Below are 22,637 nucleotides of genomic sequence, written 5' to 3'. Positions count from 1 at the left end.
AGCCGCGTACCCCGGCGAAGCCCAGGTCAACGGCTGCGAGGAAACCCGCTCCACGGCGTCCGGCACCGCGGAAGAAGTCGTCCGGCACGTTCGCCAAGGGTGTGCGCGGCACCTGGAATCTGCTCGCGAAGGGCCTCGGCACCCTCGCGCGGACGGTCGGCCGCGGCCGCGAACTCGAACCCGAGCACCGTCGCGACGGTCTCGCGCTGGGTCTCATCGCGCTGGCACTGGTGATCGCTTTCGGCGTCTGGTGGCGGGCCGCGGGCCCGATCGGCGGCTGGGTGGAGGTCGGCACGCGCTCTCTGCTGGGCGCCGGTGCCGTGACGCTCCCGCTGGTGCTGACCGTGGTCGCCGTCGCGCTGATGCGTTCGGAACCGATGCCGGAGGCCCGGCCGCGGATGGTCATCGGCACCCTGCTGGTGATCCTGTCCGTGCTCGGCCTGCTGCACATCTTCACCGCGCTGCCCGAGACCAACGACGGCCGGATGTACGCCGGCGGCGTGATCGGCGCGTTCTCCGGCGGCCTGCTGACCATGGGCGTCACCACATGGGTCGCGGTGCCGCTGCTGGTGCTGGCACTGCTGTTCGGCACGCTCGTGTTCACCGGGACCCCGGTCCGGGAGATCCCGCACCGCCTGCGGAACTGGGGTCTCGACCCCGAAGAGATCGAAGAGGCCGAGGCTGAGCGCCAGGCCATCCACGAGGAACGCAACGCCGTCACGGAAGCCGATCCGAAGTCGGTCCGCCTGCGGAAGCCGTCGCGCCGCCGCCAGGCTTCGGGCGACCACGAGGGCGAGCAACTCGACATCGAGGCCGCGCTGGCCGAAGCGCCGACGCCGCTGCGCCCGCCGAAGCCCGCGCCCAAGCCTGTCGAAGAGAAGAAGCCGAAGAAGGCCGAGGCGCCGCTTGCGGTCACCAGGACCGTCGAGGGCGACTACAAGCTCCCGCCGCCGGACCTGCTGAAGCTCGGCGACGCGCCGAAGTCCCGCAGCAAGGCCAACGACGCCATGATCGAGGCGATCACCGGCGTGCTGGAGCAGTTCAACGTCGACGCGCAGGTCACCGGCTTCACGCGGGGCCCGACGGTCACCCGGTACGAGGTCGAACTCGGCCCCGGCGTGAAGGTCGAGAAGATCACCGCGCTGACCAAGAACATCGCCTACGCGGTGGCGACCGACAACGTCCGGCTGCTGGCGCCGATCCCCGGCAAGTCCGCGGTCGGCATCGAGGTGCCGAACTCCGACCGTGAGATGGTGCGCCTCGGCGACGTGCTGCGCGCGCCGTCGACGGTCAAGGACAACCACCCGATGGTCATCGGGCTCGGCAAGGACATCGAGGGCCATTTCGTCACCGCGAACCTGACGAAGATGCCGCACCTGCTGGTGGCGGGGTCCACCGGTTCCGGTAAGTCGAGCTTCGTGAACTCGATGCTGGTGTCGCTGCTCGCGCGGTCGACGCCGGACGAATGCCGGATGATCCTGATCGACCCGAAGATGGTCGAGCTGACCCCGTACGAGGGCATCCCGCACCTGATCACGCCCATCATCACCCAGCCGAAGAAGGCCGCCGCGGCGCTGGCCTGGCTGGTGGAGGAGATGGAGCAGCGCTATCAGGACATGCAGGTCAACAAGGTCCGGCACATCGACGACTACAACAAGAAGGTGCGCTCGGGCGAGATCACCGCGCCGCCCGGCAGCGAGCGCGTCTACCAGCCGTACCCGTACATCATGGCGATCGTCGACGAGCTCGCCGACCTGATGATGACCGCCCCGCGCGACGTCGAGGACGCGATCGTCCGGATCACCCAGAAGGCGCGTGCCGCCGGTATCCACCTGGTGCTGGCGACCCAGCGCCCGTCGGTCGACGTCGTGACCGGCCTGATCAAGACGAACGTGCCGTCGCGGCTGGCGTTCGCGACCTCGTCGCTCACCGACTCGCGGGTCATCCTCGACCAGCCGGGCGCGGAGAAGCTCATCGGTATGGGTGACGCGCTGTACCTGCCGATGGGGGCCGGGAAACCGGTCCGCATCCAGGGCGCCTTCGTCGGCGACGAAGAGATCTCCGCGGTGGTGAACTTCGCCAAGGAGCAGGCGCAGCCGGACTACCAGGACGGCGTCACCGCGGCGAAGGCCGGCGAGAAGAAGGAAATCGACTCCGACATCGGAGACGACCTCGACGTGCTGCTGCAGGCCGCCGAGTTGATCGTCACCTCGCAGTTCGGCTCGACGTCGATGCTGCAGCGGAAGCTGCGGGTCGGCTTCGCCAAGGCCGGGCGGCTGATGGACCTGCTGGAAAGCCGCGGCGTCGTCGGCCCTTCGGAGGGCTCGAAGGCGCGGGACGTGCTGATCAAGCCGGAAGAGCTGGAGTCGGTGCTGTTCATGATCCGCGGTGGCGGGGACGGAGGAGGCGGCGACGTCTCCGACGACTGACTGAGCCCCTCGTGAGTGGTAAGGGCGGTGAGAACCAACCGTGTCTCAGGTACCTACCCGCTCCTGGATGAGCCTCGGTTGCGGGCCGGTCCGTGAAGGCCTCCTTGCCTACCTTGAGGGTAGGCAAGGAGGCCTTCACTACCTCTGGGACTGCACGCTCGTGTCGTCCGCCGGATCACGCGTGTCGTCTGGTCGGTCACGTGACATCGCCGCTGCCGGCCGGGTCTCGTGAGTGGTAAGGACGGTTAGAACCGTCTCTACCACTCACGAGGCGATTGAAGGACCGATGCAACTGACCGGAGCCTCCGCTACGTCCAGAACACGTGGACCCCAAGAAGCTGCTCGTCGTCCTCTGCGCCCTGATCGGCCTCGCGTGCGGAGCCGGTAGCTCCGCGGCGCGCGAACAACCCGCCGCGAGCAGGCCCACGGTGGTCCAGCCCGCGCCGGTACAGCGGCCCCAGCCTGCTCAGGGCGCGGTCGAGCTGGGGGAGACCGTCGATCTCAAGGCCGGTGAAACGGCCGAGGTCGCGTCGAAGGACGTCAGCATCCGCTTCGCTCGCCTGGTGTCCGACTCCCGCTGCGCCGCGGGAATGGTCTGCGTCTGGGAAGGGGAGGCCGTGATCGAACTGACCCTGGCCGAACCGGGACGCGGAGAGCGGACGACGGCGGAGGTCGCCTCCACCGGACGTGGTGGCGGGCAGTCCGTCGAGTTCGCCGCCTGCCGGGTGGACCTGGTCGCCGTGAGTTCGGGGGGCGACCAGGTCACCCTGCGGGTGTCCAAGGCTTAGGGGAAGTCGGTACCGCCTCACTGAAGGGCGTTGCCCCAGCCGTCGAGGTACGCGACTTCCGACAGCGGCACTCGCGAAGCGGGTTTGAAGTCCGGCACCGTCGTGTAGGCGACCGGCAGCAGCCCGACCTGCGTGACGTCGGCGGGGATGCCGAGGATTTCGGCCGCCTCCGCCTCGTGGGTCAGGTGGTACGTCGTGAGCGTCGAGCCGAGGCCGCGCGACCGCAGCGCCAGCTGGAAGTTCCACACCGCCGGGAAGATCCCGCCGTAGAACGCGGCGTCGGCCGCGTTGTCACCGCTGGGCCTGCCGGTCAGGCACGGGATGACGAACACGGGCACCCGGTCGATCACGTCGATCAGATGCTGCCCCGACGCGAACGCCCGCGCCACCGAGGGCTCGGTGATCGCTTCGCCCAGGGCGGCCGCGTTCGCTTCCAGGTACGCCTTTCCGACTCGCCGGAACAGCTCGGACAGCCGGTCCTTCACTCCCTGATCCCGCACCACGAGCCATCGCCACGCCTGCTGGTTGCCCGGCGTGGGCGCCTGCAACGCGAGCCGCAAGCACTCTTCGAGCACCTCGGGTTCCACCGGCCTGTCCAGGTCGAGCTTGCGGCGGACCGCTCGCGTCGTGCTGAGGAGGTGGTCGGTGACCGAGGTGTCCATGAGCCGCCTTTCAGAGATGTTCCGCGAGGAAGCGGTCGATCAGCTCGCTGATCGGTTCGAGGTCCTCCTCCAGCGCGAAGTGCCCGGTGTCGAAGAGGTGAACTTCCGCCGAGGGAACATCATTCCGGAACGCTTCGGCGCCCGCAGGGACGAAGAACGGGTCGTTGCGCCCCCACACGGCGAGGACTGGCGGCTGGGCTTCGCGCAGCCACGCCTGGAACCGCGGGTACGCGGGCGGGTTGTTCCGGTAGTCCCAGAACAGGTCCAGCATCGCCTCCGCCCGGCCGGGAAGGCCGAGGAAGTACTGGTCCAGCAGGTGGTTCGCGGGATCGATGGTCTCCGGATCGCGGGCGCCGGTGTACTGGTACCGGATCTGCGCCGGTTCGAGGATCTCTTCGAACCCGCGCCGTGCCTCGGTTTCGTCAGTCAGGGAAGGGAAGTCCGGCATCGCCGGGCCGAGCCCTTCGACGTAGGCGTTGCCGTTCTGCGTGATGAGCGCCGTCACCTGGGACGGGCGCGAGACGGCCAGCCGCAGGCCCGTCGGGGCACCGAAATCGAAGACGTAGAGCGCGTAGCGGCGCAGTTCCAGCGCGTCCACGAACTCGCCGACCACTTCCGCGAGCCGGTCGAAGGTGAACGTGAAGCCCTCGGGCGTGACGGTCTGCCCGAATCCGGGCAGGTCCGGCGCGATGAGCCGCCACCGGCCCGCGAGACGCCGCATCAGCCGCACGAACTGGTGCGAAGACGTCGGGAAGCCGTGCAGCAGGAGCAACACGGGAGCTTCGGGGTCGCCTGCTTCGCGATAGAAGACCTCGACGTCGCCGAGTTCGACGGAACGGTGCCGGATGGTCGCCATGAACACTCCCTAATGGTTAAAACTGTCTTGAACCATTAGTACCTGATAGTGTCAAGGCATGCTCGATCTCGACTCGCTGCCCGGTGACGATCTCGCGGTGAACCTCGCCGACACCGTGATGCTGGCCGTCTCACCGTCGATCGACCTGCTCGACGACGGTCACGCGAAGTTCTGGGCGACACAGGCGCCACTCCTGCCCGAAGGCGCCCGGCCGCCGTCCGCCGAGCGGACGAGGCGGCTGCGTTCAGCGGTGCGTGAGGTACTCGAGGCGGTCGTCGCCGCGCGGGAGCCCGAAGCGTGGGCGGTCGAGCGGGTCAACGCCGCCGCGGCCGCCGTGCCCACCAGCCCGCGGCTGACCGCCGAGGGGGCAAAGAGGTCCTGGCACGGCGAGGACGGCGGCGAGATCGCGCTCGCCGCGGTCGCGGTCGCGACGATCGACCTCGTGTCCGGGCCGCGTGCCGCTCAGCTGCGGCGATGCGGCGCGCACGATTGCTCGATGCTGTTCGTGGCGGCCAACAGCAGGCGGGTCTGGTGCACGCCGTCGCTGTGCGGCAACCGGGTCCGGGTGGCCCGGCACGCGAAGAAAAGCTAAAGGCGTCGCTCGCCGCGTGTTCGGTGTCCCCAATGTGGCATCAGGGTCGCTGAGCGTCTCCAATGCCACATTGGGGGCGGTGGCTGGGGCACCCCAGAAGCTAAAGCTCCAGCAGCATCCGGCTGTTGCCCAAGGTGTTGGGCTTGACGTACGGCAGGTCGAGGAACTCCGCGACGCCCGGGTCGGCCGAGCGCCGCATCTCCTCGTAGACCTCCTGGGTCACCGGGGTGCCGTCGATCTCGACGAACCCGTGACCGGCGAAGAAGTGGGTTTCGAAGGTCAGCACGAACAGCCGCTTCAGCCCGATCTCGCGGGCGAAGTCGATCAGCTGTGCCACGAGCGCGTGCCCGATGCCGCGACCCCGGGAGTCCTTGTCGACCGCGATGGTGCGCAGTTCGGCGATGTCCTCCCACAGCACGTGCAGCGCGCCGCAGCCGAGCACGTCGTCACCGTCTTCGACCACCCAGAACTCCTGGACGCTCTCGTAGAGGGTGACGAGTTCCTTCTCCAGCAGCACCGTCCCGGCGTCGGAATCGACCAGCGCCTTGATCTTGCGGACGTCCGCGATCCGCGCCCGGCGAACGGTGGGGCGGCGGTGGAGGAGGGGGTCTGAGGGCACGCCCACCATTAAGCCATCCCCGGCGCCCGGGCCGGTCGAGGGCTCGCCCGAGCGAGCGATCGCCGACCCCGCGAGCAGGCCAGCTACCCTAAGGCACGTGCCTTCTCCCACCACTGATCCTGTCGCCACCCGTCGCGTTTCCTTGTTGACCCTCGGTTGCGCCCGCAACGAGGTCGATTCCGAGGAACTCGCCGGACGGCTGGCGGCGGGCGGCTGGGAGCTCGCCGCCGAGCCCGAGGACTCCGACGTCGTGGTCGTCAACACCTGCGGCTTCGTCGAGTCCGCCAAGAAGGACTCGGTTGACACGCTGCTCGCGGCGTCCGACACGGGCAAGAAGGTCGTCGCCGTCGGCTGCATGGCCGAGCGCTACGGCAACGAGCTGGCCGAGAGCCTGCCCGAGGCCGACGCGGTCCTGGGTTTCGACCACTACGCCGACCTCGCGGAGCGTCTCGACGACGTCGTGGCCGGCCGCAAGGTCGAGTCCCACACCCCGTCCGACCGCCGCAAGCTCCTGCCGATCAGCCCGGTCCAGCGCCCGACGGCCGCCGAGTCGGTTGAGGTGCCGGGGCACGCGCAGCACGGCTGGGGCCCGCGCGTGCTGCGGACCAGGCTCGACACCTCCCCGGTGGCCGCGCTGAAGATCGCGTCCGGCTGTGACCGGCGCTGCTCGTTCTGCGCGATCCCGTCGTTCCGCGGGTCCTTCGTGTCCCGGCAGCCGGACGAGATCGTCGCCGAGGCGATGTGGCTCGCGGAGAACGGCGTCAAGGAGGTCTTCCTCGTCTCGGAGAACTCCACCTCCTACGGCAAGGACTTCGGCCGTGACGGCGCCCGCGCGCTGGAGCTGCTGGTGCCGCGCCTGGCCGCGGTGCCCGGGATCGAGCGCGTCCGCGTCTCGTACCTGCAGCCCGCCGAGACCCGGCCCGGTCTGGTCAAGGCCATCGCGACCACGCCCGGCGTCGCCGACTACTTCGACCTGTCCTTCCAGCACTCAAGCGAGACCGTGCTGCGCCGCATGCGCCGCTTCGGCTCCACGGACTCCTTCCTCGCGCTGTGCGACCAGATCCGGGAGCACTCGCCCGACGCCGGCATCCGCACCAATGTCATCGTCGGCTTCCCCGGCGAGACCGAAGAGGACCTCGCCGAGCTGGAGCGCTTCCTGACCGGCGCGCGGCTGGACGCGGTGGGTGTCTTCGGGTACTCGGACGAAGACGGCACCGAGGCCGAGACCTTCGACGGCAAACTCGACGAGTCCGTGGTGGCCGAGCGGGTCGCGCGCATCTCCGCGCTGGTCGAGGAGCTGACCTCGCAGCGGGCCGAGGACCGGATCGGCGACTTCGTCGACGTCCTGATCGAGCAGGCCGAGGACGGTGAGGACCCGATCGGCCGCGCCGCGCACCAGGCCCCCGAGGTCGACGGCGAATGTGTCCTGATCGAGACCGAAGACCTGCCGTCGCTGGCGGTGGGTGACTTCGTGCGCTGCGAGGTCGTCGACTCCGAGGGTGTCGACCTGATCGTGCGGCCCGCGCCGCTCGAGGCCGACCGGTGAATGCCGCCCCGAGCGACGCCGGGGCCGGTGAGGGGACGGGCGGTGAGCACGCCCGGGTTCCCGAGGCCACCCCGGTCCCGACGCTGAACCTGGCGAACCTGCTGACGATGTCGCGGCTGGTGCTGGTGCCGCTGTTCGTACTGGCGCTGTTCGCCGGTGACGGGGAGGACACGTTCTGGCGCGCGATCGCCACCGCGCTGTTCGCGATCGCGTCGTTCACCGACCAGGTCGACGGCTGGGTCGCGCGCAAGTACGGGCTGATCACCGATTTCGGCAAGATCGCCGACCCGATCGCGGACAAGGCGCTGATCGGCGCCGCGCTGATCGGGCTGAGCGTGCTCGGCGAACTGGGCTGGTGGGTCACCATCGTCATCGCGATCCGCGAGATCGGCGTGACGCTGCTGCGGTTCTGGGTGATCCGGCACGGCGTCATCCCGGCCAGCCGGGGCGGCAAGGCCAAGACGCTCGCCCAGATCGCGGCCATCACCGCGTACCTGCTGCCCCTGCCCGCGTCCGCCGAGCCGGTGCGCTGGGTGCTGATGGGGCTCGCGCTCGTGCTGACCGTCGTGACCGGGCTCGACTACGTCGTGCGCGCGGTGCGGCTGCGCGCCGCCGGGAGGCGTGCCGCGGGCGCATGAAAGCTGAGACCTTGATCACTCACCTGATCGAGCGGGGGGAGACGGTGGCGACGGCCGAGTCGCTGACCGCCGGACTCGTCTGCGCGACGCTGACCGAGGTCCCCGGTTCGAGCGCCGTCGTCCGGGGTGGACTGGTGGTCTACGCCACCGACCTCAAGGCGAAGCTGGCCGGGGTCGACGAAGGCCTCCTCACCGCGCATGGCGCCGTTCATCCCGAGGTCGCGGCGCAGTTGGCCGTCGGCGCGAGAGACCGGTGCGGCGCCACGTGGGGACTCGGCCTGACCGGCGTCGCGGGTCCGGACGGGCAGGACGGCGTCGCGCCGGGCACCGTCCACGTCGGTCTCGCGGGCCCGGGGGTGCTCACCGTCCGCACACTGGACTTGAGCGGTGATCGAGCCTCGGTCAGGGCGGGTGCGGTCTCGGGCGCGTTCGCCCTGCTGGGGGAACATCTCGCATGATCGCCGCGTTCGCCCTTGGCGTATTGCCGTGTCAACACCTGCGCCCGGGGCACCGCTCTGGGTAACGTAGGGGGTAGTCAGTCCTGGAAGGGAGGCGCGTGATGACCGTGCTGTTGCGCGAGGCGATCGGCGACCGGCTCCGACACGCCCGCACGAACCAGCGTCGAACGCTGCGGGACATCTCCCGCGCCGCCAGGGTGAGCCTCGGCTACCTTTCCGAGGTCGAGCGCGGGCAGAAGGAGGCGTCCAGCGAGCTGCTGGCGTCCATTTGCGAGGCCCTGGACCTTCCGCTGGGCGAACTCCTGCACAAGGTCGCGGCGGACGTCTCGGCGATGGACAACGTCGAGGTCGCCCCGGTGGACGAGAAGGTCGAAGCGGGCAAGCGGCGCGCTCCGGAGCGGGAAGGCGCCGAAGCGGGCCTCGAAGGCGGCCGTCTGGTGTCCGAGCTGATCGGCAACGACCTGGCCGACCTGCGGATCTCGCCGCCGCCGCGGATGAGTCCCGCACTGCGGACGACGATCTCCGCACCGAAGATGGTCGCCGCCTAGCAAGGCTGTGAACGGGAAAGGCCCCAGGCAGTCCGCCTGGGGCCTTTCCTGTCAGTTCGCGGCGTTGTCGAACGTGCCCGGCTGGTAGGAGCCGCCCTTGGTCTGCGTGATGACGAGCAGCCGGTTGGCGGCGTTGATCATCGCGACCAGGTAGACCAGCGCGGCGATCTGGTCGTCGTCGTAGTGCTTCCGCACCCGGTCCCAGGTCTCGTCGGAAACACCCTGGTGCGCGTCGGCGATCCGGCTGCCTTCCTCGGCGAGGGCCAGCGCGGCCTGCTCTGCCTCGGTGAACACCGTCGACTCGCGCCAGGCGGCGACCAGGTTGACGCGGACCGCGGGTTCGCCGGCGGCCGCCAGGTCCTTGGCGTGCGCGTCGACGCAGAAGCCGCAGCCGTTGAGCTGGCTGGCTCGCAGCGACATCAGCTCCTGAGTCACCGTCGGCAGGGTCGACCCCTTGATGGCCACACTGACGTTCGCGAAGCGCTTGCCGAGCTTCGCGCCGAGCTCGTTGCTGTTCAGATCGAAACGGGAATCCATGGTCTCGTCCTCTTTCGTGGTCGTGTGCTGAACCGGACGACCACCGGATGCCGGCGGCCCGGCCCCGCTGACAGCATCGGAGCGTGACCTGCGCCACGGCATCGACGTGTCAGAAATCGAGAGGACGCGGCGTCTGGTGGGGACACCGTCGCCGAGCACAGGAGCCGTCCATGTCCGACACCGCCACGGAGGCGTTCGTCGCCCACCGGAACCTGCTGTTCACCGTCGCCTACGAGATGCTCGGCTCGGCCGCCGACGCCGAAGACGTCCTCCAGGAGACGTGGCTGCGCTGGTCCGGAGTCGACCTCGGCACCGTGGAGAACCCGCGGGCGTACCTGGTCCGCATCACCACCAGACAGGCGCTGGGCAGGCTGCGCACGCTCGGCCGGCGCAAGGAGTCCTACGTCGGTCCGTGGCTGCCCGAACCCCTGCTCACCAGCCCCGACGTGGCCGACGACGTCGAACTGGCCCACAGCGTCTCGATGGCCATGCTGCTGGTCCTGGAGACCCTCACCCCGACCGAACGAGCGGTGTTCGTGCTGCGCGAGGTGTTCGACGTGCCCTACGGCGAGATCGCCGAAGCCGTCGGCAAGACCCCGGCCGCGGTCCACCAAATCGCCCACCGGGCGCGGGCGCACGTCGCCGCGCGGAGACCGCGTGGTGCCGCGTCGCCCGGCGAGACCAAGGACGTGGTCGACGCGTTCCACCGCGCCGTCCGGACGGGTGACCTGCAAGGACTGCTCGACGTCCTTTCGCCGGAAGTCGTCTTCCTCGGTGACGGCGGCGGAGTGGTGCAAGCCGTGCTGGAGCCCGTGGTCGGGGCAGCCCTGGTCGCGCCGCTGCTGGCCGGTAGCCGCCCGGTCCGCGACGACGCGGCGACGATGCGGACCGCGCAGGTCAACGGGCATCCCGCGCTGATCCTGCGGCTCGGTGACGAGGTCGACACCGTCGTCGCGCTGCGTGTCGAGCACGGCCTCATCACCGGCCTCTACGCGGTGCGGAACCCCGAGAAGTTGTCACGGATGGACCAGGAGACCGCGCTGCGCCGCTGACGCGGGTCGTCTTCACCCACCGTCACCGGACGGTGAACCCGAAGGTCGTGGACATCACAGTCAGGGGGATCCCTGAATTCCGTCGGGGTCGCCTGGAACGCGGGACGCCGACCTGACACGATGGAACTCAACGCCGGGGTCGGGACGTTGCAACATCACAGAGGGGACGCCCCACCTCGAGGTAACAGCCCGTGGGATGCGAGAAGGCAGGCGGAGGAGATGGCCAACCCGTTCGTGAAGTTCTGGAAGTACATGATGGCGGCGTTCTCGTCGAAGATCGACGAGCACGCCGACCCGAAGGTACAGATCCAGCAGGCCATCGAGGAGGCGCAGCGCAACCACCAGGCGCTGACCCAGCAGGCCGCCTCGGTGATCGGTAACCAGCGTCAGCTGGAGATGAAGCTGAACCGCCAGCTCGGCGACGTGGAGAAGCTGCAGGCTTCGACCCGCCAGGCGCTGGTGCTCGCCGACGAGGCGCGCGCCAAGGGCGACGAGCAGAAGGCGACCGAGTTCGAGAACGCGGCGGAGAGCTTCGCCGCGCAGCTCGTCACCGCCGAGCAGAGCATCGAGGACCTCAAGACCCTGCACGACCAGTCGCTTCAGGCTGCGGAGCAGGCGAAGAAGGCCGTCGAGCGCAACGCGACCATGCTGCAGCAGAAGCTGGCCGAGCGCACCAAGCTGCTCTCGCAGCTGGAGCAGGCGAAGATGCAGGAGCAGGTCTCCGCTTCCCTGAACCAGATGAGCCAGCTGGCCGCGCCGGGCAACACCCCGTCGCTGGAAGACGTTCGCGACAAGATCGAGAAGCGCTACACCACCGCGCTGGGCTCGGCCGAACTCGCACAGAACTCCGTCCAGGGCCGGATGATGGAGGTCCAGGCCTCCACGACGCAGCTCGCGGGGCACTCGCGGCTGGAGCAGATCCGCGCGTCCATGAAGGGTGACTCCGTCGCTCAGGTGACCGACGGCAAGACCGCCGCCGCGCCGAAGGCGTCGAGCTCCGCGGACATCCAGCGTGAGATCCAGGCACGGGTTCAGGCCGAACAGGGCAAGAACCCCGCCTGACACACCACCTAGAGCCGGTCCCGCACCCACGCGGGTGCGGGACCGGTCTCACCTGAAGACAGGGGAGAGGGCAATGGGCCAGGGCAGGCGCAAGGACTTCGGGGAGTTCACCGCCAAGCTTGAGAAGCACATCGAAAAGCTGCCCGACTACGCCCAGCGCGCGCAGGAGAAGCTGCAGCGCTACATCCCGCCCTCCGAGCAGGCTTCTTCGCGGCCCGCTCAGCCGGCGCCACCGCGGCCCCGCCCGCAGGTGCCCGCCATGCCGAAGATCTCGCAGCAGCTGACGTCGATGGCCGCGGGCCAGATCCCGGTCGTCGCCGACGCGAAGGCCAAATGGGCGCGCTGGAACGAACCCGCCGCCAAACTGGAGCGCCGCAAGCGCCGGACTTCGCGGGCGCTGACGTTCTGGATCCTCCTCACCTTCCTTTGTGGACTGTTCGCCGTCGTCGCGGGCACCGGCCTGTTGAAGGACGGCCAAGCCGACGTCCTCCAGGCCATCGCGGGCGGCGCGTTCGCCGTCATCTTCGGCACCTTCGGGGTCAAGTCGGGGCTGCGGCTGCGGACGCTGAACCGCACCGTGCTGCCCGCCGCTCCCGCCACCCCGCCGCCGCTGCCCCCGGCACGGTCCGTCGCGCGTGAGCCGATGGAGCGCCTCGCCGAGAGCGAGGCTTCGCTGGCGGAGCTGCTTCGCCAGCTTTCGCAGCCGACGTCGCTCGGCACCATGCCGGTCTCCGAGATCGCCGTGGCGGACGCCCGGACGACCGCGGCCGAGGCGGCGCAGGCGCTGCGCGGCCTGGCCGGCCGGATCCAGGCCATCGAACGCGGACGTGACGCCGCGCCCGAGCGGGAACGCGGCGCCCTCGACGCCGCCGTCAAGCAACTACGCGAGCAGCTCGACGACGGTCTCGACGGCTACGGCGGTCTCGTCGCGGCCGCCGGGCACACCGTCGCCGCGAGCTCGGACGGCATGACGTCGTCCAAGGAGCAGCTGTCCGACGCGACCGACAAGCTCGCCGGACTGGCCATGGCGCTGCGCGAACTTTCCTGAAGCCGTAACTCGCGTGCTCGGATGCGTAACTCGCGTGCTTGGAGGCGGATCTCAGGAGATCGCCCTTCAAGCACGCGAGTTCCGCCTCCAAGCACGCGAGTTACGCAATCGGGTAGCGCCTGAGCAGGCGCTTTCCTGGACCATCGTCTCATTCGTCGTCACTAATACTCCATTGCGTAACGACTCGCTCACTGTGTGGTAGCGAAACGCTCGCGTAACCCGAATCCGCTGGTGACGGCGCCCCGCGATGCCTAACGTTTCTTACATGCACGCAGTGCTCTTCCCAGCTCGGGCCTGAACCCAGCCCGCGTGAGCGGGCGTTCCAGGGTGGCGGACCGGACACAGTGGATCTCGCGCAGTGGTCTTTCTCGTCCCCACCGAGGAAAGGACGCCCAGTGACGACGCTCCCCCCGGAACCAGAACCGACTCCCACTCCTCTTCCCAGCTCCTATCAGCGCGTCATAGCCGCTTACGACCGGATCGCCGAGGTCGACCGGCCCGACGTCTGGATCACCCTCCGCGCGGTGGAAGACGCGCTCGTTGACGCGAAGGCCGTGGACGAACGGCTTCGCGCGGGCGCGGACCTGCCGCTCGCGGGGACACTGGTGGCGGTCGCCGACGTCATCGGCGTCGCCGGCCTTCCCACGGCGGGCGAGGACGTCTGCTGTGTCGGCGCCACATCCGTGTCCCGGCTGACCGCGGCCGGGGCGGTCGTGATCGGCAAGACCAACTGCGACCGGTTCGGCAGCGACCTCGAGCACACCCACAGCCCGTACGGCGCCGTGAGCGCCGCGCTCAACACCGACCGGGTCTCCGGGAGCGCGAGCAGCGGCGCGGCCGTCGCCGTCGCGCTCGGCCTCGTGGATCTGGCCGTCGGCACGGACACGGCCGGAGCGGGCCGGGTTCCCGCGTCCCTCAACGGGATCGTCGGCTTGAAGCCGACGCTGGGCCTCGTTCCGAAGACCGGCGCCGCGCCGTGCGGCGGGATCGCCCTGTTCGCCCGCAGCCTCACCTTGGGGCAGCGCGCGCTGGGACAGATGACCGGTCCCGACGGGATCGACCCGCTCGCCCGCGACTGGCCTCCGGACGTCCGGCTGTCCGCGGGCGATCGGCCGCGGGTGGCGATCCCGGGCTCCGACACGCTCACCGGCCTTTCGCTGCAATCCCGGTCCGCCTTCCTCGGCGCGGTTTCGGCGCTGCGGGCGTCCGGCGCCCGGGTGGAGACGGTGGAGGTCTCGGCACTGCTGACGGTGGGCGGCTTGATCCACGACGACGGCTTCACCGCCGACAGGCAGCGCGTCGCCGAGGCCGGGATGCTCGCGCTCCGGATGCTGTCGGAGTACGACGCCCTCGTCCTCCCGACGGTCGCGGACCATCCCTCGGTCTCCGAGGCACTGTCCGATCCGGACGGGGTCGCGAAACGGCTGGAGCGGTTCACGGCGTTCGTCAACCTGCTCGACCTCGCCGCGGTCACGGTGCCGTCTTCGCCGTCGGATCTGGGGCCGTACGGGGTTTCCGTGGTGGTGCGGCCGTTCGACGACCAGATCGCCATCGATCTCGCCGCCGTGCTCACCGACGAACAGGCCGATTTCCCTTATCCCGCACCGGGCGCGGATCTCGTGGTGTTCGGGGCGCAGTTGCGCGGGCAGCCCTTGAACGGAAGCCTGGTCGCCGCGGGGGCCCGGTTCACCGGACTGGTCCAGACCGGCGAGGGCTACCGGATGCTGTTGCTGCCCACCGATCCGCCCCAGCCGGGGGTGGTGCCGGTGAGCGCCACGGGCGAGCACACGATGCTCTCGGGTGAACGCTGGCGGCTCTCGCCCGCCGCGCTCGGTGCCTTCGCGGCCACGCTGCCCGCCCCGTTCGTCCTGGGCCGGATCCGGCTGGAGAACGGGGAAACGCCGCTGGCGGTCCTCTGCGACCAGGCCGCCGCGGCGACGGCGACGGAGCTGACGAGGTACCAGTGCTGGCGTGCCTACCTGCGGTTCGTCAGTACGGCCGGGCCGCGAGACCTCGGGCGACCCGCTTGACCAGACCGGGACCGTGCAGGGCGAAACCGGTGTAGAGCTGGACCAGTCCGGCGCCGGCGTCGAGCATCCGGGCGGCGGCGCCGGCGTCGAAGATCCCGCCGACGCCGATGATCGGCAGCTTGCCGTCGGTCTCGTCGTGCACGAACCGCACCACCTCGACCGAGCGCGCGGTGAGCGGGCGGCCGGACAGCCCGCCCGCCTGCTCGCCGACGGCGGCCTCCGCCGGGGCGATCCCTTCGCGCGACAGCGTCGTGTTGGTCGCGATCAGCCCGGCGACACCGTGTTCGAGGCAGACCTCCAGCAGTTCCGCGAGCGCTTCGTCGGTGAGATCGGGGGCGACCTTCACCAGCACTGGAGTCGGCTTCGCGTCACCGGCGAGCTCGGCCGAGGTCTTCCGCAGCTCGGCGAGCAGCTCGGCCAGCGCGGACTTGTCCTGCAACGCCCGCAGGCCCGGCGTGTTCGGGGAACTGACGTTGATCGCGAAGTAGTCGGCGTACGGGTACAGCGCCCGCAGCGAGAACCGGTAGTCCTCGACGGCCTCGTCGAGCGGGGTCACCTTGGACTTGCCGATACTGACGCCGAGCGGCACTGGCGGTTTCCCGCCCGCGGCGAGGCGAGCGGCGAGCGCCTCCGCGCCCTCGTTGTTGAAGCCCATCCGGTTGATCACCGCGTCGGTCTCGGCGAGGGTGAACAGCCGCGGTTTGTCGTTGCCCGGCTGCGGATGCCGGGTGACCGTGCCGACCTCGACGAAACCGAAGCCGAGCGCGGGCCAGGCGTGCAGGGCCCGGCCGTTCTTGTCCATCCCGGCGGCGAGGCCGACCCGGTTCGGGAAGCGGAGCCCGAGGAAGGTGACCGGATCGTCCGTCCGGTAGACGCGGCCGAGCGCGGCGAGCGCGGGGGAGACCCGGCTCAGCCTGGCGAGCATGCCGATGGTGCGTTCGTGCACGGTTTCGGGGTCGCTGCCGGAGACTCGGTAGAGGGCGGGACGGACGATCTTGTCGAAGAGCACGGCCCCATCATGCCTGGTGAGCTCTAGCGGCTCGCCTTCCACTCGTCTTCGAGCATCGCGAAGACGAGTTCGTCACACCACTCGCCCTTCACGATCTCGTTCTCCCGCAGATGCGCTTCCTTCTTCATGCCGAGACGGTCCATCAGCGCGGCGGACGCGGTGTTGCGCCCGTCACAGCGGCCGATGATCCGGTGCAGGCCGAGATCCTCGAACCCGAGCCGCAGCACCTCGACGGCGGCCTCCGCGGCGAGCCCCTTCCCGTGGTGATCGGGATGGAAGACGAACCCGATCTCGCCCTGGCGGCGCTCGCTGCTGAGGTATTCGAGGTTCAGGTCGCCGATCAGCTGTCCGGTCTCGGTCAGTTCCGCGGCCACCGCGAGGAACTGGCCTTCCTGCGACAGGGTGCCGCTGTGCACCCGTTTGGCGAGCGCGGCGGCGGATTCGGCCCGGCTGCGCGGGCCCCAGTAGAGGTAGCGGGCGACGTCGGCGCGGGACTGGAAGGAGTTGAGTTCGTCGAGATCCGCCGGAGTGAAGGCGCGGAGGGTCAGGCGCTGGGTGATGATCGGGAAATCGGGCCTCAGCATGGCGTCAGGCTATCCAGTCGGCTGGGTTCCTGGGGGCGGAACTGCGGCGGACGGTCCTTCGGAGCGGCGGGCGGCACACCCCGGAAGCAGGGGTACCCCCGAGGCGCCTCCCGGACGCCGGAATCGGCGGCCGGGCCCGAGCCGGACCGGTGCTCGGGAACCTCGGGGGCCCGGTGACTGCCTGGTATTCGCTATCAGGCACCACGCGAAGCAGAGACGACGAGCCGAAGGTGGCTCCAACTTGCGTTGTATCGCTGCTCAAAAGTCCTACGCGTGCGGTCCGCTAGCGGACAGCCACCTCACGAGTCCTGTTGGAATACAACTTTGGACCACCTCCTCTCTCGTGTACCGCCAAACTATGCGAGGAGTTCGGGGTCCTGCAACAAGATTTCTTCGATCTCCGCCGTCAGGGCCGTCTTGTCCGCCGACGGCAGAAAAGCCGCTTCCACGGCATTCTTCGCGAGCAGGGCGATTTCGGCCGCCGTCAGCCGCAGGGTTTCGGCCACCGCCACGTACTCGCCGTCGAGGGTGGCCCCGAACATCGGCGGGTCGTCGGTGTTGAGCGTGACCAGCACGCCGTGATCGAGCAGCCGTCGCACGGGATGCGCCGCGATCGACGCGCATTGCCCGGTCCGCACGTTCGACGTGGGGCAGACCTCCAACGGGATCCGTTGCACGGCAAGGTATTCCAGTAACGCCGGATCGGTGTGCGCGCCGACGCCGTGCCCGATCCGCTCGGCGCCGAGATCGTGCACCGCCGACCAGACGGTGGCGGGCCCGGTGGTCTCGCCCGCGTGCGGGACGCTGCGCAGCCCAGCCTCCCTGGCCGCGGTGAAGAAGGGGGCGAACTGCGCACGGCCGACACCGACCTCCGGGCCGCCGAGCCCGAAGGACACCAGGCCTTCGGGACGTTCGCGGAGCGCGAACACCACCGTCTCCCGGCCGGCGACGACCCCTTTCTCGCCGGGAATGTCGAAGCACCAGGCCAGTTCCACGCCGTGGTCCGCCCGTGCCGCCGCCCGCCCGGTCGCGAGACCGGTGAGGAGATCGTCCGGCGGCATCCCGTCGAGGACGTGGTTGTACGGCGTCACGGTCACTTCCGCGTAGCGCGCGTTCTGCGCGGCCAGATCCGCCGCCAGCCCGGTGACGAGGGTGTGGATGTCGCGGGCGTCGCGTACCAGCGACGTCACCGCCAGGTAGTTGCGGAGGAAATGCGGGAAATCGCGGAAGGTGAAGAACTCGGCGAGCTCCGACGGCTCCGTCGGCACACCCGCGGACGGGCGGCGGCGGGCCAGTTCCAGCACCGTGGGCAGGCTCGCCGAACCGACGAGGTGGACGTGGAGTTCGACCTTGGGCAGGGCGTGCACGAACGCGCGCAGCGCCGTGCCCGTGAGGATTCCGGGCATGACAAAGCTCCCTGGGATGAAGAAGTGAAGGGTGACGTGCGGAGGGAGCGGGTGGCTCAGGGAGCGAGGTCGCCGCGTTCGGTGTCGGCCCCGTAGAGCGGGAGCTTGAACAGCGTCACCAGGCCAGCTTAGCCGCTCGGAGCGGGTCCGGACTGGCATTTCGGGCAGAACCAGGTCGGCCTCGCCTGGTGTCCGGCACCCTGGGGAGCGACCTTGAGCCTGCCGCCGCAGCGGAAGCAGCCCTGTTTGGTCCGTTCGTAGACCCAGTGTTCACGGCCGCGGCGCAGATCGCCGGTGGTGGTCTGCGACGTGCGCCAGGCGTTGGTCTTCAGCAGCTTGCGTCCGAGCGCGACGGCCTTCGCGGTGTCCACTTCGGACACCGGTGTCCATGGTGTGACGCCGAGCAGGAAGCACATCTCGACCTTGTACATGTTCCCGATCCCCGCCATGATCCGCTGGTCCAGCAGGGCGTCGCCGAGTTCGCGATCCGGGTCCGCGGCCAGCGCGGCCGCCGCCCGCTCCGCGAGTTCGTCCGTCCACCGTGGATCGAGCAGATCCGGGCCGAGGTGCCCGACCAGGCGGTCTTCTTCGTCCGTGGGCACGAGTTCGAGGTCGTGCACGCGGAAGCCGATCGCCTGCAGATCCTCGGTGGCGAGGATGACCCGCGCCTGATGGGCCGGATTGCGCCAGCGCGCGCCGGCCCGGTAGACGTCCCACTTGCCGTCCATGCGCAGGTGGCTGTGGAGGGTGAGGTCGCCGGAGAACCGCGTCAGCAGATGCTTGCCGACCGTGCCGACACCGAGCACGTCACGTCCGGCGAGATCCGTCGTGGCCAGCCGGGGGACCCTGAACTCGCCTCGCAGCAGGTTCTTCCCGGCCAGCGCCTTGTCGAGGACCTTGCCGGCGAGGAAGACGGTGTCGCCTTCGGGCATCGGACGTCAGCCCGTGCCGGTGTCGCTCAGCTTGGCGGGGGCTTCGGTGGTCTCGGGCTCTTCGTCGCCGCGGACGCGATGCCGTCCGGCCCGGCTCGAACGCAGGACCTTCGCGAGCACCATGTTGAAGGTGAGGGCGATCTCCTGCGCGCCGGGGGAGTGCCACTCGTGGATCGGGCTGCACGCGCCCTGCGCCTGCTGTACCGCGAGCCGGTCCGGGATGGCCGTCGGCATCACCAGCGGGCCGAAGTTCTCCCGCAGCTCGGCCACGCGGAACTGGTGCTCGTAGGAGCGCACGCGAAGCTTGTTGACCACGACGCCGATCGGCCGCAGCCCCGGGTTCTGCTCTTCGCGGATCTTCTCGATCGCGTCGAGCGCGCGGCGCGCGCCGGAGACGGCGTACATCGTCGGCTCGGTGACGATCAGGGCGCTGTCCGCGGCCACCAGCGCGGAGCGGGTCAGCCTGCCGAGTGACGGCGGGCAGTCGAGGATCACCAGCTCGTAGGGTTCCTCGCGCAGCGGGTTCGTGTGCAGCTCGTCGAGCGCGCGGGAGAGGTTCTCCAAGCGGCGGCTGTCGGCGTCCGGTTCGTTGAGCATCTCCAGCTCTTCGGCGCCGACGAGAACGTCGATCTGGTCGCTCCACACGCTGGGCGCGATCGCGCGTTCTAGCACCGAGCGCACCGGCGTCTCTAGGACATCGGCCAGCGTGCGATCGGTGAAGGGCGGGTCCAGCGAGGTGGTGGCGTTGCCTTGCGGGTCGAGGTCGGCCACGAGAGTCCGGGCGCCCCTACGCAGCGCGGCGGACGCGACACCGAGGGCGACCGTCGTTTTACCGACGCCACCCTTCAGGCTGAGAACAGCGACCGTGTGCACTCGATACAGCCTACGGGCAGCCGGCGGGGTGGCTCCTTGGCAAGGTGTCGAACACCGCATCGGACTACACCCGGCGGCGCCCGGAAGGCGGGCATTACCCTGTGCGTTTATGAAGACGGACACCGTGGCCACGCGGGGATCGGGGGCGGTTCGCCGGGTTCTCGAAGCAGAACTCCGGGCCGCACGGGCGCGAGGCGCACAACAGCCGCACGTCGTCGACGTCGGCGGCGGCAGCGGCGGCTGGGCGGTGCCGCTGGCCTCGGCGGGCTGCCTGGTGACCGTGGTCGAGCCGAACCCCAACGCGCTGGCGACCCTGCGCCGCCGCGCCGAGGAAGAGGGCGTCTCCGGCAGCATCACGGTGATCGCCGACGACTCCGACGCGCTCGGCGCCCACGTCGCGGCGGGCTCGGCCGACCTCGTGCTCGCGCACGGGCTGCTCGAAGTCGTCGACGACCCGGCGCTCGTGCTCGCCGCGCTGGCCGCCGCGGTCAAACCCGGCGGGGCGGTCTCGGTGCTGGTGGCGAACCGGCACGCCGCGATCCTGCAGCGCGCGCTGGCCGGACGGCTCGGTGAGGCGCGGGAACTCCTCGCGTCCGGCAGCGGCGTCCTCGGTGGCGGCCGGGAGACCGTGCTGCGGCGCTTCGACGCGGAGGCCCTTCGCGCGCAGCTGATCGCGGTGGGGCTCGAGGTGACCTCGTTGCAGGGCGACGGTGTCGTGGCGGACTTCGTGCCCGGTGGGGTGCGGGAAGAGGATCTGGCGGAGTTCGAGCTGGCGGCGGCGTCTGTTCCGCCGCTGCGGGACATCGCCAGCAGGCTGCACGTCCTGGCCCACCGTCCCTGACCCTCACGAGACTGTCGGTGGTCCGGGCTAGTTTCTGCCCGTGGGACGAAACGCTGAATTGCCCGGCGGGATGGCCCGCTACCGCGTGACGACCGGGGCCACCGCCTGGCCCGACGACACCGGCTGCGGCCTGCTGCACGTCGACATGGACGCCTTCTTCGTGTCCTGCGAGCTGCGCACGCGCCCGGAGCTGGCGGGCAAGCCGGTGGTCGTGTCCGGCGGGGGGCCGAGGTCCGTCGTCGCGGCGGCGAGCTACGCGGCACGCGAGTTCGGCGTCCGGTCGGCCATGCCGTTCTCGACGGCCAAGCGGCTCTGCCCGCAGCTGATCTGCATCACGCCGACGCCGGGGCTCTACGGCGAGGTGTCCAAGGGCGTCATGGAGGTCTTCCGCGAGCTGACGCCGCTGGTGGAGCCGTTGAGTCTGGACGAGGCGTTCCTGGACGTCAGCGGGGCGCTCAAGCGGCTGGACTCCTCGCCCGCGCGGCTCGGCGCCTGGATCCGGGAGCGGGTGGCCGCCGACTTCGGGATCAGTTGCTCGGTCGGCGTCGCGAAGGTCAAGTTCGTCGCCAAGCTGGCGTCCGGGATGGCGAAACCGGACGGCATGGTCGTCGTGCCGTCGGCCGAGACGCTCGCGTTCCTGCGCCCGCTGCCCGTGTCGGCGCTGTGGGGCGTCGGCAAGCGCACCGAGGAGCAGCTGCGGCAGCAGGGGCTCGACACCATCGCCGACGTCGCAGCCGCTCCGCTGTCCAGGCTGAGGCGGTCGCTCGGGCGGGCGCTGGGGGAGCATCTGTACGCGCTCGCGAACGGGCACGACGAGCGCGAGGTGGTCCCGGAGTCGCCGGACAAGTCGATCGGTGCCGAAGTGACCTTCGACGTGGATCTCCACGACCGCGCGGCGCTCGGGCTGGAACTCCTCCGGCTGTCGGAACGCGTCGCCGCCACCCTGCGCCGCCGGGGGCTGCGCGGGCGGACGGTGTCGATCAAGGTCCGGTTCGCGGACTTCAAGACGATCACCCGGGCCAGGACAACCGCCGTCGGAGTGGATGTGGCCCGCGACATCCACCGCACCGCCGTCGAACTCCTCACCGAGCACGCGCCGACGGGCGCAGTCCGCCTGATCGGGGTAAGAGTCGAAGGGTTGGACACGGAGAGTGATGGAGAGCAGCTGCTTTTCGAGTCACCCGAACCCCGTTGGCGGGATGCGGAAGTCGCCGCCGACGTCGCGAGGTCGAAGTTCGGCGCCGCCGCGGTGCGGCCCGCGTCACTGCTGACCCCCCGTGACCAGTGACATCGCCTGCTCCGCCGCCTCCGAGAGGGGCGAGCCGGGTGGTTTCGGCCAATTCGATCCCTTCTGGATACGGGATCGGGTAGTCGGACGAGCGCGGGGCTCGTATCCTGGACAGAGACACCCCGCCTGGGGTTGTCTGTTGGGTCCATGACGTTGCGCGGCCCGGCGCCCGCGACAGCTGTGCCGGAGGAGGAAAGATGCCACTCTCCGAGCATGAGCAGCGGCTGCTCGATCAGATCGAGCGCGAGCTCTATGCCGAGGACCCCAAGTTCGCATCCACGGTGCGAGGCACCCGGTTGCGCCGCCCCGCCCGCCGACGGCGTTTGCAGGGCATCGCCCTGTTCGTAGTGGGCGTCGCACTGTTGGTGCTCGGCGTGGTGGTCAACATCCGGGTCGCCGAGATCCCCGTGATCAGCGTGCTCGGGTTCCTCGTGATGTTCTTCGGAGTCATGATGGCCGTCACATCGATTCGGCAAGGAGCCGAAACGGAAGGCGGCAAGGACAGCGGTGGCCCGGGGGCCGGCGGAGGTGGCGGCAAGGCGTCCCCGCGCCGGAGCTCGTTCACCCAGCGCATGGAAGAACGCTTCCGCCAGCGCTTCGAGGAGCAATAGCTCCCACACACGCGAACATGCCGGCAGGGCGATGCCTTGTCGGCATGTTCGCGTTGTCATGCCCCAGTGCGCTGGCCACACCGGAAGGTTCGGGGGCGCCGGTACCGCGTGGGTCGGGGTGGTCGTGGGTGGGGTTTTTGGGTGGGAACCCAAAAACCCCCCCCCACCCCCCCCCACCCCCCCCCCACCGAGAGGCCTCTCCTCGTTGGGGGCCATTCCAACGCCCCG

At 69.9% G+C, this 22,637-nt stretch carries 23 protein-coding genes; 14 read left to right on the top strand and 9 right to left on the bottom strand.

Annotated elements, in window-relative coordinates; translation table 11 throughout:
* Positions 1–101 precede the first annotated feature (101 nt).
* Positions 102–2,429, top strand: a complete 2,328-nt coding sequence (locus AC0685_RS22360) for an FtsK/SpoIIIE family DNA translocase (RefSeq protein WP_478227307.1) — start codon at positions 102–104, stop codon at positions 2,427–2,429.
* 323 nt (positions 2,430–2,752) lie between these two features.
* Positions 2,753–3,217, top strand: a complete 465-nt coding sequence (locus AC0685_RS22355) for a hypothetical protein (RefSeq protein ID WP_340683957.1) — start codon at positions 2,753–2,755, stop codon at positions 3,215–3,217.
* Between the two features lie 17 nt (positions 3,218–3,234).
* On the opposite strand, the gene AC0685_RS22350 is transcribed toward AC0685_RS22355, so the two are convergent.
* Together AC0685_RS22350 and AC0685_RS22345 are read right to left on the bottom strand one after the other, a co-directional pair.
* Entirely contained in the window at positions 3,235–3,879 is a 645-nt protein-coding gene (locus AC0685_RS22350) for a nitroreductase family protein (protein WP_478227306.1), read from the bottom strand.
* A 10-nt stretch (positions 3,880–3,889) separates the two neighbouring features.
* Complete coding sequence (locus tag AC0685_RS22345) at positions 3,890–4,735, bottom strand: alpha/beta fold hydrolase (protein ID WP_478227305.1); 846 nt, start codon at positions 4,733–4,735, stop codon at positions 3,890–3,892.
* A gap of 58 nt (positions 4,736–4,793) precedes the next feature.
* Here AC0685_RS22345 and AC0685_RS22340 point away from each other — a divergent pair, with 58 nt between their 5' ends.
* Positions 4,794–5,327 carry a CGNR zinc finger domain-containing protein gene (locus AC0685_RS22340; RefSeq protein WP_478227304.1) on the top strand — a complete coding sequence of 178 codons (534 nt, stop codon included), beginning with the start codon at positions 4,794–4,796 and terminating at the stop codon, positions 5,325–5,327.
* A gap of 100 nt (positions 5,328–5,427) precedes the next feature.
* Here the strand turns inward: AC0685_RS22340 and AC0685_RS22335 are convergent, their stop codons facing one another.
* Entirely contained in the window at positions 5,428–5,955 is a 528-nt protein-coding gene (locus AC0685_RS22335) for an amino-acid N-acetyltransferase (protein ID WP_340683953.1), read from the bottom strand.
* Positions 5,956–6,043: 88 nt separating this feature from the next.
* Between AC0685_RS22335 and rimO the strand changes: the two genes are divergently transcribed.
* From rimO to AC0685_RS22315, 4 genes are all read left to right on the top strand, one after another.
* Entirely contained in the window at positions 6,044–7,492 is a 1,449-nt protein-coding gene (gene rimO / locus AC0685_RS22330) for a 30S ribosomal protein S12 methylthiotransferase RimO (RefSeq protein WP_478227303.1), read from the top strand.
* The gene (gene pgsA, locus AC0685_RS22325; RefSeq protein ID WP_340683951.1) at positions 7,489–8,130 is read left to right on the top strand and encodes a CDP-diacylglycerol--glycerol-3-phosphate 3-phosphatidyltransferase; all 642 of its coding nucleotides are present in this window, start codon (positions 7,489–7,491) and stop codon (positions 8,128–8,130) included. The genes rimO and pgsA overlap by 4 nt, the downstream gene beginning before the upstream one ends.
* Positions 8,127–8,588: a CinA family protein gene (locus tag AC0685_RS22320; protein WP_478227302.1), complete on the top strand. Its 462-nt coding sequence runs from the start codon at positions 8,127–8,129 to the stop codon at positions 8,586–8,588. Before pgsA ends, AC0685_RS22320 begins: the two co-directional genes overlap by 4 nt.
* Positions 8,589–8,689: 101 nt before the next feature.
* Positions 8,690–9,136 carry a helix-turn-helix domain-containing protein gene (locus AC0685_RS22315; RefSeq protein ID WP_199745438.1) on the top strand — a complete coding sequence of 149 codons (447 nt, stop codon included), beginning with the start codon at positions 8,690–8,692 and terminating at the stop codon, positions 9,134–9,136.
* A 51-nt stretch (positions 9,137–9,187) separates the two neighbouring features.
* Here AC0685_RS22315 and AC0685_RS22310 read toward each other — a convergent pair whose 3' ends face one another.
* Complete coding sequence (locus tag AC0685_RS22310; RefSeq protein ID WP_478227301.1) at positions 9,188–9,673, bottom strand: carboxymuconolactone decarboxylase family protein; 486 nt, start codon at positions 9,671–9,673, stop codon at positions 9,188–9,190.
* A 170-nt stretch (positions 9,674–9,843) separates the two neighbouring features.
* Between AC0685_RS22310 and AC0685_RS22305 the strand changes: the two genes are divergently transcribed.
* The 4 genes from AC0685_RS22305 to AC0685_RS22290 all read left to right on the top strand — a co-directional run bounded on the left by AC0685_RS22305 (position 9,844) and on the right by AC0685_RS22290 (position 14,865).
* Positions 9,844–10,725 carry an RNA polymerase sigma-70 factor gene (locus AC0685_RS22305; RefSeq protein ID WP_478227300.1) on the top strand — a complete coding sequence of 294 codons (882 nt, stop codon included), beginning with the start codon at positions 9,844–9,846 and terminating at the stop codon, positions 10,723–10,725.
* Between the two features lie 219 nt (positions 10,726–10,944).
* Positions 10,945–11,787: a PspA/IM30 family protein gene (locus AC0685_RS22300; RefSeq protein WP_007029352.1), complete on the top strand. Its 843-nt coding sequence runs from the start codon at positions 10,945–10,947 to the stop codon at positions 11,785–11,787.
* 73 nt (positions 11,788–11,860) lie between these two features.
* Positions 11,861–12,835, top strand: coding sequence for a phage shock envelope stress response protein PspM (gene pspM, locus AC0685_RS22295; RefSeq protein WP_478227299.1), 975 nt, complete (start codon positions 11,861–11,863; stop codon positions 12,833–12,835).
* Between the two features lie 395 nt (positions 12,836–13,230).
* Positions 13,231–14,865: an amidase family protein gene (locus AC0685_RS22290; protein ID WP_478227298.1), complete on the top strand. Its 1,635-nt coding sequence runs from the start codon at positions 13,231–13,233 to the stop codon at positions 14,863–14,865.
* Here AC0685_RS22290 and AC0685_RS22285 read toward each other — a convergent pair.
* The 5 genes from AC0685_RS22285 to AC0685_RS22265 all read right to left on the bottom strand — a co-directional run bounded on the left by AC0685_RS22285 (position 14,825) and on the right by AC0685_RS22265 (position 19,669).
* Positions 14,825–15,874: a quinone-dependent dihydroorotate dehydrogenase gene (locus AC0685_RS22285; protein ID WP_478227297.1), complete on the bottom strand. Its 1,050-nt coding sequence runs from the start codon at positions 15,872–15,874 to the stop codon at positions 14,825–14,827. The genes AC0685_RS22290 and AC0685_RS22285 overlap by 41 nt on opposite strands.
* 23 nt (positions 15,875–15,897) lie before the next feature.
* Positions 15,898–16,458: a GNAT family N-acetyltransferase gene (locus AC0685_RS22280; protein WP_478227296.1), complete on the bottom strand. Its 561-nt coding sequence runs from the start codon at positions 16,456–16,458 to the stop codon at positions 15,898–15,900.
* A gap of 356 nt (positions 16,459–16,814) precedes the next feature.
* On the bottom strand, positions 16,815–17,864 hold the full coding sequence (add, locus tag AC0685_RS22275) for an adenosine deaminase (protein ID WP_478227295.1): 1,050 nt from the start codon (positions 17,862–17,864) through the stop codon (positions 16,815–16,817).
* A 128-nt stretch (positions 17,865–17,992) separates the two neighbouring features.
* On the bottom strand, positions 17,993–18,796 hold the full coding sequence (locus AC0685_RS22270; RefSeq protein WP_478227294.1) for a DNA-formamidopyrimidine glycosylase family protein: 804 nt from the start codon (positions 18,794–18,796) through the stop codon (positions 17,993–17,995).
* Positions 18,797–18,802: 6 nt separating this feature from the next.
* On the bottom strand, positions 18,803–19,669 hold the full coding sequence (locus tag AC0685_RS22265) for a ParA family protein (protein ID WP_340683940.1): 867 nt from the start codon (positions 19,667–19,669) through the stop codon (positions 18,803–18,805).
* Positions 19,670–19,778: 109 nt separating this feature from the next.
* On the opposite strand from AC0685_RS22265, the gene AC0685_RS22260 reads away from it, so the two are divergent.
* From AC0685_RS22260 to AC0685_RS22250, 3 genes are all read left to right on the top strand, one after another.
* Positions 19,779–20,510: a methyltransferase domain-containing protein gene (locus tag AC0685_RS22260; RefSeq protein ID WP_478227293.1), complete on the top strand. Its 732-nt coding sequence runs from the start codon at positions 19,779–19,781 to the stop codon at positions 20,508–20,510.
* A gap of 70 nt (positions 20,511–20,580) precedes the next feature.
* Positions 20,581–21,798: a DNA polymerase IV gene (gene dinB / locus AC0685_RS22255; RefSeq protein ID WP_478227475.1), complete on the top strand. Its 1,218-nt coding sequence runs from the start codon at positions 20,581–20,583 to the stop codon at positions 21,796–21,798.
* 197 nt (positions 21,799–21,995) lie between these two features.
* On the top strand, positions 21,996–22,409 hold the full coding sequence (locus tag AC0685_RS22250) for a DUF3040 domain-containing protein (RefSeq protein WP_125675808.1): 414 nt from the start codon (positions 21,996–21,998) through the stop codon (positions 22,407–22,409).
* The last annotated feature ends 228 nt before the right edge of the window (positions 22,410–22,637 follow it).

Source organism: Amycolatopsis sp. NPDC043889 (assembly GCF_056435645.1).
The sequence above is the reverse complement of the archived record's forward strand: the minus strand, read 5'-3'. Positions and strand labels throughout refer to the sequence as shown.